The sequence below is a fragment of the Rubripirellula lacrimiformis genome, from assembly GCF_007741535.1.
Classification (GTDB): Bacteria; Planctomycetota; Planctomycetia; order Pirellulales; family Pirellulaceae; genus Rubripirellula; species Rubripirellula lacrimiformis.
In genome coordinates, this window is the sequence record NZ_CP036525.1 from 2,637,785 (window position 1) to 2,649,405 (window position 11,621).

Genomic DNA, 11,621 nt, shown 5'->3' on the forward strand with positions numbered 1-11,621 from the left:
GCGGCAGGAAAGTAAAACCGGCCCGTGGAACGCTAGCAAACCGTGGTCGCTCTTGTTTTTTTCTGAATCTGGTCTCGCTCCCGCGGCCTGATGTTGCCGATATTGGGTGCACGATGGATCGGCCGATGCGGACGTCGATTTAGCAATTTACGATACTGCCAACGGAAACCAAAGATGCGTAACCTTTTCATCATCGGCATGCTTGGCGTTGCCGCGTTCATGGCTGGTTGGTTCAAGATCAATCGCGATGGCGACAGCACCACGATCGAAATCAATCGAGCCGAGATTCGCGAAGATGCTCGCAAGGCCATCGAGAAAGGTCGCGAAGTTCTCGATCGCCGCGAAATGGCGGACCAGGAACGATATGCCGATGGCCAGGACGCAAGTTATGGCAGTCCGATGGGACCGCCGATCGCAAACGGATACCCCGACCAAGCGGGATACCAAAACCAGCCACCGCAACGTCCGACCGACGTTTACGACGATCGTGGTTTCGGTCAACCCGCTGGATACGGTGCGCCAGCGTATCCGCCATCCTATGGCAACGGTTATCCCCAAGGCACCAACCAGTACCCCGGCCAATCGGCCCAGTACCCTCAGCAGCCGCAGCCGAACTATCCCGTTCGCTAGTTCCTCCGCGATACGTTGTGAAGTATTCATCCCCACGTTTGTGCGGTTTTGCGTATCGGAACTCGTCAAGAGTTCGTCGATTGAGTGAGCCGAGAATCGCGTGAGCGGCCGGGAATCCTCACCTGAAAATCCCGTGGCCTCACGGCCAGCGGCTCACCATTGTCGTTGAAGGTTCGACGAAATCGACAATCCGTTGACGACTTCCACTTTGAGGATCGCCGCGGGTTTGCCCGAACGGCTGGAATCTTCGAGCCTAATTTCATATTTGGGTGTCGCACACGATATCGATGGTGACTCGATATCGCAGGGTTTGGTAACAGTGCATCTGAACGGCGGAAGTTCGCCGTTGCCACACCCACTGGATAAGCCAAGTTTTGGCTTGGTCGGAATTGCGATGAAACATTTCCCACACGGACGCCTGTGTGTCACTGTCTGTGCCGCGATGCTTTGCTGGGGATTCGGGATCGGCTTGTTCGCCATGTCTGCCGCCCTTGGTGCTGGCGATACCCCGGTCACCACTCCATCGTGGATGCAAGGCATTTCAACGTTCAACGGAACCGGATACGACACGGTTCCCACACCGTCGGCGCCATCGACACCGTCCACTGCGGCGACATCCGCAACGCCTAGCTACACCATGCCGGTGGATCCCAATGATCCGCTGCGTAGCAATCCGTACTTTCCTGCCGTTGGCACGGCCAATCTTTCAGGCGTCGATGGATCTGTGCACAGCAATCCACTAGCCACCCCAACCAACCCGGTCCAGCATGTTGCCGGTTTGGCAGCGGCAACGGTCGATCAGGGGGCTTCGAAAGTCGAACAGGCCAGCGAGACGGCCGGGGCCGGAATCGATTCGATGGTCAAGGCGGTTTCGGGGGCCACATCATCGCTACCAATGCCGCTTCGCAGTGGCGACGGTTCGATGTCGCTGCAAGATCCGACGGGTACATCGGTCGATCAAATTTTGCCGTCGGCATCGGACCAGATCATTCAGCAGCTCAATGCGGGGACGACGGCCGAGGTGGCACCGCTACAGGAAGAAGTGATTCGCTGGTACCAGTACCCGGCCAGTTGGATGAAGGGATGGGATTCGCACGCCGAATTTGGACTCGACGGCAGCGGCGGTAACGCTGAAACCCTGGCGATTCAAACTGGTTTGGAAACCAAACGCAAAACCGATCAGTACACGTTCTCGCTCGACGTCGACTACCGGCAAGCCAGTAGTCGTGGCGTGACGACCGAGGACAACGGTCGATTCAATTTAGATTACGACCGCTTGCTCGGTGACTCGGCTTGGTCGGTCTTCGGCAAGTACGGGATGGAATGGGACAAGTTCAAAGCTTTTGATTTGCGGCTGAACGTCAACGGTGGTCTTGGGTATCACTGGATTCGAACCGACGATGCATCCTTGGTCACCCGCTTTGGTGCTGGTGCGTCGAAAGAGATCGGGTCGCCGGACGACGCTTGGTCGCCGGAAGCTGTGTTTGGGATCGATGCCGAACGGCAATTGACGTCGCGACAAAAATTGAAGGGCAAAATCGATTACTTCCCCGCTTGGGAGGACTTCGCGGACTATCGAATGGTCGCCGACGCATCTTGGGAAATTCTGCTCGACGGCAGCGACAATCTTAGTCTGAAACTATCGGTCACCGATCGCTACGACAGCACGCCGCAGGGTGCTAAGCCGAACGACATCTATTATTCGCTTCTGTTGCTGTACAAGTTCTGATCGGGGATGACGTTTGGCGAATTCTTCCCCGCCGGATGATTTCCATGCCGGCGGCCGTCATCCGCTGGCCGATTTTGAACGGCCCCCAATCGGTTGATCCGATACATTCGATACGACCGATCCGCCTGGCTGGGGCGATCACGATGAATCCGGCCGTGAACGCGAAATGATGACGCGGGATCCAGTGGCGACCTAGGTTTTTAGGTACCGTCTCTATCGCCCTGGTTCTTTATCATCGTCATGAATTCATCGCCAATTCCGTGGAAACACGTTCGCAACGTTTTGGTCCTGTTTGCTCCTTTGTGGGCCGGTGCTGTGTTGATGTTCGGCGCCGTGGGGATCGTCTACGCGATGTTCAGCAGCGACGTTTACTCGGCCCGTCAACCGCTTGTCGTGCGCGACGAAGCGACGACCGCCGTGGACCGACTGGGACGATTCGCCAGCCAAACAGATTTGAAAGCCGCACAGGAAACGCTGCTGGAGATGACTCAGAATCCCGAAGTGGTTGCCGCGGCCCTGCGCCAAGTTGGGCCACCGTCGGGCAAGCCGTCGGAGAACTGGCCGAGCACGAAATTGATTGACGAGGTTGCCACCAACGCCGTCAATCTGGTCGCGCCGAAGGGATCGGAATTCGGGAACACCGAAGTCGTGTACCTTCAAGTCAAAGCGAACGATCCAAAGCGAGCTTCGGACTTTTGCGAAGCGATGTTCGAACATCTGACGCAGCAATTGCGCAAAGTTCGCCGCGTCCGAGCCGACAGTGTGATCGCGGAACTCAGTCATGCTCGCGACCTTGCTGAGCACGATTTGGATGAAGTTTCGGCCAAGCTGCGCGAGATCGAAATCGGGTTCGGCGAAGACCTGGGAGATCTGCGAAATTTGAATGACACCATCAGTGGTGATGGCACGAATCGACGAACGCTGGAAGAAACCACTCGCGAGGCACAGGTCGTCGAAGTCGAGTTGGAAAAGATGCAGGCTTTGAAAGCAGTCCTGATTGCCGGTGCCAAGGATCCTCAGCAGTTGTTGGTCAGCGGCAGTGATCTGCTAGCTAGCCAACCATCGTTACAGCGTTTAAAGGATGGGCTGATCGATGCTCAGTTGGCCGCTAGTCAGTTGGCGGGCATCTACACGCCTGAGAATCCAAAGCGACAAGCTGCCGAAGCCACCGAGAACGAAATCAAGCGTCGCATGCAGCAGGAATCCATCACCGCGCTAGGGGCGATGGAGCCGACGCTGCGTCTGCAAGCCGAACGTCTGAGCCGACTTCGCGATCGAGAAGCCGGGCTGAAGAAACGATTGGACCACTTGGCGACGATTCGAACGGATTACGCCAAAATCGATGCCGACGTCGAACACCGTACCGCGATCCTAGGCGAAGCGAAACGTTCACTGTCCGAAGCCGAAGCGAGCCGATCGGCCGCACTGTCAACCAACTTGATCGCCGAACTTGGTCCGCCGCAGGTCAATGATGATCCGATCGGGCCGGGCGGTGCCACCGTGACGGTCGGTTCGATGATGGCTGGTCTGATCTTCGGACTCGGGGCCGTGTTCCTGATCGCTCCGGGCCCGACCGAGATTCAGGGTGGCCGCCGTTGGAGCGATTACCTGGGTGCTGGTCGACGTTCTAGCGATCAAGTCGGGACCGTTCCCACGGCCGAACGTCGCCGCCGCAGTAGCGGTGACACCCCCACGCCGCCAACAGCCTGACCCCATCCCAAGGGCGATCTTCGGAGTGCATGTAGGTCACCGAAATCGCCTGGGTTGGACAGCCAACAAGCGGTGATCGCTTCTTGCCGCTGGCGCCGGCCACCCGAATGCCGGTGTGACTAACGAATGGACACGGTCATGGTGTCCCCGACGTTGGGGCGATCGGTCAAAGCGTCTTCGTAGGCCGGTGGGCCAGTGATCGAACGAGCGTCTTCGGAATATCCGTATCGTTCGTTGGGGATCCCCAGCCGATTTCGGTTCAGCGTTTCATCGCTGTTTTCGTCGTGATAGGCCGCGATCGCGAACTTCTCGGGCACCATTTCGAATGGGATCAGAATCTTGGCTTCGCCCTCTGTGATCGGAGCCGACATCTTCAAAAACGCACTTTCCGGGTCGTTGAAACTGTTCGCCGATTCGTAGAACGCGATCCGAATCATCCCGTTATCGCTGCCCGCACCGATCACCGAAAGCACGATCCCTTCGTCGGCGTTGGCCGGGTTCGATACGGCTGATTCGGTCGGATTGTCGATCGCGTCGGCTTCGGGGAAACGGACCGGTACAAAGCGATTTTGACGATACAGCAGGATCAGGGCACCGATCAGCAGGATGACCGCAAAGAAAACCAGCAACAGGTTGCCATGGTTTTCCTGCCAAACGGTCAGCGTCTGGTGGTGCGGAATCGGATCCGATTCGATGGACGACTGTTCTGACAAGGAATTAACCGGCGCAGGAGAAGAACAGGGGCAGGGGATGTTGATCCACCTACGTTATACGATATCGGTTGCTTTTCCCACGCCAGGAACCCTGAAAACGCCCCGGGGGGGATGGGGTTTTCCTGCGCCGCATCGACTGAGCGATCGACGAAAGCGATCTCGTTGATTCCAAAACGCATTTCTAGGCTAGCGTCCGGGGCTGGAAAAAGGCGACTTTAGCTTGGTTGCCAGCGCGATAAAGTTTGATGGCAGGACACCGATCCCCGCTCGCTGCACAGCCCCATTTTCCATCTTCGTTTTGATTCCCCAGGCGCTGCGACCATGGCCGGCCCAATCGCCGAACCGAGTGAACGAAGTTCCAATCATCCGCCGGTGTTGTCCATCCATGGGCTGCGGAAGTCGTTCGGATCACGGCACGCATTGCAGGGGGTTTCGTTTGATTTGAAAGCGGGCGAGCGGTTGGCTTTCTTGGGACCCAACGGAGCGGGCAAAACGACTCTGATCCGCTGCCTATGCGGTCGTTGCACACCCGACGCGGGAACCATCCAACTTTTGGATCGGCCAATCGACGACCTGGGTGTCCGTCAAGCGATCGGGCTGGTGCCGCAAGAGATTGCGATCTATCCCGATCTGACGACTCGCGAAAACTTAACGGTCTTTGCCAAGTTCCACGGGCTCCGCCGCGACGCACTGGTCCAGCGAGTGGATTGGGCGCTGCGTTGGACAGGGCTGCAGGATCGCGCCAGCGAACTGGTGGGCGGATTTTCGGGTGGGATGAAACGACGCGTCAATCTAGCCTGCGGTGTGATGCACTCGCCCCAGGTGCTGTTGTTGGATGAACCCACCGTCGGAGTCGATCCGCAGAGCCGCGAGAAAATCTTTACGATGCTGGACCAATTGAACCAGCAAGGTACATCGATCCTGTTGACCACCCATCATTTGGACGAAGCCGAAAGCCGCAGTGACCGAATTGTGATCATGGATCAGGGACAAGTCGTAGCGGACGGGACGATCGGCGACTTGGTGCGAAAGTCGGTCGGGCCATCCAGAATGGTGAAGCTGCGGTTGGATCGACCGCTGGAACAAGCGATCTCGCTGTTGCCGGATGATGATGGCTGGTCAAACAACGACGGTGAATGCGTGGCGACAGTAGGCCAACGGGAAATCCGGTTGCGGATCGGCGACGTTGCCCAGCAGTTGCCAGAATTGCTTCGCCGCGTGAAAGAATGTGGGTATGACATTGCCGATGTCGAGGTGCATGCGCCGTCGCTGCACCACGTGTTTTTGCATCTGACCGGTCGCGAACTGAGGGAGTGATCCAGCCGATATGATCGCGACAGTATTCGAAATCAGTTTGCGTCGGTTGCTGCACAATAAGGTCGAACTGTTGATGACCTTTGCGGTTCCGATTGCGTTCTTCAGCATCTTTGCGTTGATCTTTGGCGGTGGCGTCGGAAGCGGCACGACACCGAAAATCAAAGTCGTGACCGTCGACGAAGTTCAGTCCGAACAAAGTGCAATGGTGGTCGATGCCCTTCGTGAAAGCGCGGGGCTGCGGTTCATGCGGGATTCGATCCCGGGCGGCGGTGCCATCGATCGTCAGGCTGCCGCCGAATTGGTCCGTCGCGGGTCATTGACGCTGGCGATCGTGATCCGCAACCAGGATGGCAAATTGGTCGCCGACCTGCTGGCCGATTCGTCGGACCAAGTCGCATCGCAGGTGGCCACTGGTTTGGTAGGCCGATCGTTGATGATGGTGGATGCACAGTCCCAAGCATTCACGTTGGATCTTGAATCACTCAACCAAGCGGCCGATGAATCGGGTGCGGAAGTTGGCCCACCGCGGGGTGTCAGCACCGCTGCGAGTGTGGATGCCAATACGAGTGTGGATCCGGTGTCGGAAATCGTCCAAGTGGTGGATGTCATCGGCGAAGGAAAGTCGAACCCGGTTGTCAGCATGTACGCGGCCGGGATCGCGGTCATGTTCCTGTTGTTCGGTGCCACCGGCGGTGGCGGATCATTTCTAGAAGAACGTGAAAATCAAACACTGGACCGATTGCTGTCGACGCAGCTGACCATGGATCAATTGTTGCTTGGGAAATGGTTTTACATGACCTGCATCGGTGTGATCCAAGTCAGTGTCATGTTCCTATGGGCGCAGTTGGTCTTTGGCGTGGACCTGCTGGGGCACCTGGACGGGTTTGTGACGATGACGGCTGTGACCGCGTCCGCCGCATCCGCGTTTGGATTGTTCTTAGCGACGTTGTGCAAAACACGTGGTCAATTGAACGGGTTGTCAGTGATCTTGGTGCTGTCGATGAGCGCCTTGGGCGGATCGATGGTGCCGCGTTACGTGATGAGCGACCAGATGCAACAGTACGGACTGTGGACGTTCAACGCTTGGGCGCTGGATGGGTACGACAAGGTGTTTTGGCGTGAACTGCCGATCGAGTCCCTGGCACCGCAGTTGTCCGTGTTGATGATCAGCGGGTTGGTGTTCATGGTCGCCGCGCGGATGTTGGCCGTCCGCTGGGAAACCGACTGAATCGTGTTTCGCTAGGCAGCTTCGCCGTCGGCGATCTCGCCATTCTCGCTGACGTCTTCGAATCGGATCGAGACTCGTTTGCTGACTCCCGATTCTTGCATCGTGACACCATACAGGGTGGTGGCTGCCGTCATCGTCTTTTTACTGTGTGTGACCACAACGAACTTGCTGTGATCCAAGAACTCGCTAAGCACGGTCACAAAACGGCCGATGTTGGCTTCGTCAAACGGCGCGTCAACTTCGTCCAAGACACAGAACGGGCTGGGGCGATACTTGAAGATCGACATCAACAGGGCTACCGCGGTCAACGCTTTTTCGCCACCGGATAGCAGTGAATTGTTGAAACTCGGTTTGCCGGGCGGCGTGGCAACGATCTCGACGCCGGCTTCCAATGGATCATCGCTTTCTTCTAGGATCAGGTCGGCGTGACCACCACCGAACGACTTGCGATACAGTTGTTGGAAATTGACGCGAATCGCTTCCAGGGTATCCAAGAACAACCGCCGCGAATCGGCATTGATCCGTCCGATGATCCGCTGCAGTGAATCTTTGGCCGCGGTCAGATCTTGGTACTGCCCGTGCAGTTCGTCGTATCGTGACTGCAAGCCTTCGAGTTCTTCGAGGGCTTCCATGTTGACGCTGCTGGTCCGCTGCAACTGGGCGCGCAGGTCGCTGATTTCTTTTTCGACAGCGTCGCGATCTTCCGGGGCTTCCATATCCTCGGGCGGCTCGCTGGCCTGCAGGTCGATCTCGTAGTCTTCTAACAATCGTTGGGATAGCGTGTCACGTCGCAGCCGTGCGCTGTCGCGGTTGGCGGTGATCGAGTGGACCGCTGCGCTGGCCTGCGTCGCATCTTTCATGGCCCGTTCGCTGGCCTTCATGATGTCGCGATTTTCACGCCGGACCTGGGCGGCATACTGGGCTAGGTCTTTCAGTTCGGCGCTGCTTTGCTGGGCATCGACTTGCAGTTTGGCCAGATGGTGGGTCGCATCCAGGATTCGGGCGTTCAGTTCGGCGATCCGGGTGCGTCCCGACTGCGCTTGGACGCGGACTTCTTCGACCGCCGCTTCGCGTTGTGTTTGGTCGCGTTGTTGCTGCTGCATCGTGGCCGACAGTGCTTCGAACTTTTGTTCGGCGCGGGCGACATCGACGGAAATGGCCATCACACCGCTGGTGGCGGTTTGCAGCGCGGTTTGCGTTTCGGACAACATCTCGTCAGCTTCGGCGGCGTCCAGTTCCAGCTGTTCGACTTCTTGGCGGCCGCTCGTGATCTGAGTTTGCAGCCTGGCGTTTTCAACCTTGGCAGCATCGCGAATTTGGGTTGCCGATTGAATTTCGCCGGTGATTTCCGCGCACAGAGTTTTCTGGACCGTCAGCCGTTCGTTGCGGTGACGCAGTTCGGCCTCGGCGGCGGCGCGGTCGGTGATCATCCCCCGATGGCGTTGTTCGATGCGGCCCAGGGCAGCGGCTTCGCCGTCGACCCGTTTGGCCAAGCGGGCGGTTTCGGCTTCGGCTTCCTGCAATTGGTACTGGTAGTGTTTGGTTTCGGCTTCGGCGGATGCCAATTCACTGCGCCGGCTTACCAATCCGGTCGATGCGGCAACCGGACCGATGACAGTCGATCCGTCGTTTTCTAACAGTTCGCCGGCGGCGGTCACGAACCGCAACCCGGCCCCGCTTAGTTTGCGAAGTCCGTAGGCGGTTTCCAGCGAATCCACCAACCAGGTGTTGCTCAATAGGTGCCGCACCAGCGGTTCGAACGCGTCCTGGCATGTGACCAGTTTGTCACCGCGACCGATCACGCCTTGCAGGCCGTCGAGTCGAATTCGGTCGCCCGGTCGGCGGGTCGGCAATTCGTCCAACCGAATCAGACCGACGCGGCTGTTAATCTTCAACACGCCATCCAGGATCGCACGCTGCAGATCGCCATCGGCGGTGATCACATATTGGCTGCGTTCGCCCAACGCCGAATCGATCAACGGTGCAACCTTGAGGTCGACTTCGAAACAGTCGGCCACGATGCCGCGGATCTTCTCGGACAGGGGCGATGACGACGCACGCAGTTCGTCCAGGATCGTCTTGACGCCTTTGGAGATGCCTTCTTGGCGGAGCTGCAGATCGGTCAGCACCCTGACTCGCTCGGACAGTCCCTGCAGCCGCATCTTCATCGCCGACACTTCTTCGCGGCGTCGTTCCAGCGTGCGGCGACTCTCTTGCAGTGCAGCATCGGCCAGATCGCTTTCTTTGGCGACCGCAGTGATTTCGTCGTTCAGTTTTTGGACGCGTTTGGCGGCCGCCTCGGCTTCGCTGCGTGCATCGGCAAAGATGCTTTCAGCGGCGGCGATCCGTTTGGCTAGGTTGGCTAGATTGCGGCCACCTTCGGCGACCTGTTGTTCGGTCCGTTGCCGGGTGGCTTCCAAATCGGCAACCCGTCGCACGGTCGACAGGTGTTGGTGTTGGATCTTGTCGCGGCGCTGGCGAACGTCGGCTGCTTCGGCTTGGATCTTGTCGCGTTGCGTTTCCGCTTCGGCGCTGCGGGCGCGGACCTGGACCAGTTCGGTTTCGTACTGGGCCAATCGCTGGACAGCGCCGCGCAGTTCGGCTGCGGCCGAACCGGCTTGGGTTTGCAGCAACCGGACTCGGCGGAGCGACTTGGCGACGGATTGTCGAAGGTCGACGATCGCGGCTTGGTCGGCATCACGTCGGCCCGCGAACTGGGCGATCTGGTTCAACCAGCCACCGCGGCGGTCTTCGATCTGACGAGCGTCTTCGGCGATCTGTTGCAGTTGCCCGTCGGCAACCTGCCTCGCTTCGCTCATCTGGGTGCGAAGCGTCTCCAGTTCGGTTTGTTTGGCGATCGCGGCGGCCAATTCGGTTTCCGACGATGTCAGATCCGCCGATAGCGATTGCCAATCTGTCCAGGCAATTTGCAAACGCAGTTCTTTCAGCCGTTCGGTCGCCTGGCGATAGCGTTCGGCCTTGCTGGCTTGGCCGCGCAGGCTTTTCAGCCGCGAAGCGACTTCGTCGACGATGTCACCCAATCGGGTTAGGTTCGATTGGACGCGGGCCAGACGCCGTTCGGCCTCGACTTTTTTCGCTTTGAATCGGCTGATGCCGGCCGCCTCTTCAAAAATCGCTCGGCGATCCTTGGCGTTGGCGTTCAACATTTTGTCGACTTTGCCCTGTTCGATCAAACTGTAGGCGTCGATGCCGATCCCGGTGCCGCGGATCAGGTCTTTGACGTCCTTCAATCGAACGGCCTGGTTGTTGATCAGGTATTCGCCTTCGCCGCTGCGGAACACACGCCGAGTGACGTGGACCTCCGGTGCATCAATCGGCAGGGCGCCATCGGGGTTGTCAAAGACGATCGTGACTTCGGCGGACGCTGAGGGGCCGCGAGTCTGTGATCCTTTGAAGATCACATCCGACATGTCTTTGCCGCGGAGACTCTTGGCACTCTGGGAACCGAGCACCCATTTCATCGCGTCGACGATGTTCGATTTTCCGGATCCGTTGGGACCGACGACGACCGTGATTCCATCAGGAAAGTCGAATCGCGTCTTGTCCGCGAAACTCTTGAATCCGGCTAGCTCGAGCGCTTTTAGCATGAGTAGTTCGGAGTCGGCTTCGGTTTGGGCATCGGGCGTATTGCGGGGGAGGCAGGCGAAATCCCGCAGGAAATCCATCAAAACCAGAGTAAATGAAAGCTAGCCTGGGGCCTAGCTCTGTTTTTGCGGGTTTCCCCGTTGGTTCTTGTCTAAGTCTAACCAGGCCGGCGAATCAGGTTCGTAGTACCGGATTTCGAGAGCGTCCAGCTTACGGCAGCCTCGGAGAGGCGAAAGCATGCTTCCGCGTGGGCGGGCCCCACGGATTCAGCGTTATTACCGCCCCCTCACCCCAACCCTCTCCCCCTGGATCATCGAAGCTCCACTTCGATGATCCAGGGGGAGAGGGGGCAGAAGAAAACCAACCAACCGCCATGTCTCCCCCACCTCGTTCTGCCCCCTCTCCCCCGCGTTGAACGCGAGTTCTGCTCGCGTTCAATGTGGGGGAGAGGACTGGGGAGAGGGGGGCAAAGGAAAACCAACCAACCGCAGTGTCTCCCCACCTCGTTTTGCCCCCTCTCCCCCGCGTTGAACGCGAGTTCTGCTCGCGTTCAATGTGGGGGAGAGGGTTGGGGTGAGGGGGGGGAATACCTTTGCCTCTTCCGAGGCTGCCGTAATCTGGGCGCTCTCGAAACGCGGTATGACGAACGATGAACGGATCGCCGTTGGCGAGCCTTGAAGCATGGGAC

General features: G+C 58.4%; 7 protein-coding genes. 5 read left to right on the forward strand and 2 right to left on the reverse strand.

Annotation, left to right across the window (positions count from 1 at the left end; genetic code table 11):
* Positions 1–174 precede the first annotated feature (174 nt).
* The 3 genes from K227x_RS09350 (at position 175) to K227x_RS09360 (ending at position 4,069) form a co-directional block, all read left to right on the forward strand.
* Positions 175–630 carry a hypothetical protein gene (locus K227x_RS09350; RefSeq protein WP_145169268.1) on the forward strand — a complete coding sequence of 152 codons (456 nt, stop codon included), beginning with the start codon at positions 175–177 and terminating at the stop codon, positions 628–630.
* A gap of 394 nt (positions 631–1,024) precedes the next feature.
* Positions 1,025–2,359 carry a DUF481 domain-containing protein gene (locus K227x_RS09355; protein ID WP_246146691.1) on the forward strand — a complete coding sequence of 445 codons (1,335 nt, stop codon included), beginning with the start codon at positions 1,025–1,027 and terminating at the stop codon, positions 2,357–2,359.
* 240 nt (positions 2,360–2,599) lie between these two features.
* On the forward strand, positions 2,600–4,069 hold the full coding sequence (locus tag K227x_RS09360) for a GumC domain-containing protein (protein ID WP_145169269.1): 1,470 nt from the start codon (positions 2,600–2,602) through the stop codon (positions 4,067–4,069).
* Between the two features lie 119 nt (positions 4,070–4,188).
* Here the strand turns inward: K227x_RS09360 and K227x_RS09365 are convergent, their stop codons facing one another.
* Positions 4,189–4,782 carry a DUF2141 domain-containing protein gene (locus tag K227x_RS09365; protein WP_145169270.1) on the reverse strand — a complete coding sequence of 198 codons (594 nt, stop codon included), beginning with the start codon at positions 4,780–4,782 and terminating at the stop codon, positions 4,189–4,191.
* A 321-nt stretch (positions 4,783–5,103) separates the two neighbouring features.
* Here K227x_RS09365 and K227x_RS09370 point away from each other — a divergent pair, with 321 nt between their 5' ends.
* Together K227x_RS09370 and K227x_RS09375 are read left to right on the forward strand one after the other, a co-directional pair.
* Positions 5,104–6,099 (forward strand): ABC transporter ATP-binding protein, encoded by a 996-nt coding sequence (locus K227x_RS09370; protein WP_145169271.1) that lies wholly within the window; start codon positions 5,104–5,106, stop codon positions 6,097–6,099.
* A 10-nt stretch (positions 6,100–6,109) separates the two neighbouring features.
* Positions 6,110–7,327 (forward strand): ABC transporter permease, encoded by a 1,218-nt coding sequence (locus tag K227x_RS09375; protein WP_145169272.1) that lies wholly within the window; start codon positions 6,110–6,112, stop codon positions 7,325–7,327.
* An 11-nt stretch (positions 7,328–7,338) separates the two neighbouring features.
* Here K227x_RS09375 and smc read toward each other — a convergent pair whose 3' ends face one another.
* On the reverse strand, positions 7,339–10,935 hold the full coding sequence (gene smc, locus K227x_RS09380) for a chromosome segregation protein SMC (RefSeq protein ID WP_145169273.1): 3,597 nt from the start codon (positions 10,933–10,935) through the stop codon (positions 7,339–7,341).
* Between the last annotated feature and the right edge of the window lie 686 nt (positions 10,936–11,621).

Excerpts from the sequence above, each read along its gene's own strand:
- K227x_RS09360 (WP_145169269.1), top strand. The coding sequence starts at position 2,600 with ATGAATTCATCGCCAATTCCGTGGAAACACGTTCGCAACGTTTTGGTC.
- K227x_RS09355 (WP_246146691.1), top strand. The coding sequence starts at position 1,025 with ATGAAACATTTCCCACACGGACGCCTGTGTGTCACTGTCTGTGCCGCG.
- K227x_RS09370 (WP_145169271.1), top strand. The coding sequence starts at position 5,104 with ATGGCCGGCCCAATCGCCGAACCGAGTGAACGAAGTTCCAATCATCCG.
- smc (WP_145169273.1), bottom strand. The coding sequence starts at position 10,935 with ATGCTAAAAGCGCTCGAGCTAGCCGGATTCAAGAGTTTCGCGGACAAG.
- K227x_RS09375 (WP_145169272.1), top strand. The coding sequence starts at position 6,110 with ATGATCGCGACAGTATTCGAAATCAGTTTGCGTCGGTTGCTGCACAAT.
- K227x_RS09350 (WP_145169268.1), top strand. The coding sequence starts at position 175 with ATGCGTAACCTTTTCATCATCGGCATGCTTGGCGTTGCCGCGTTCATG.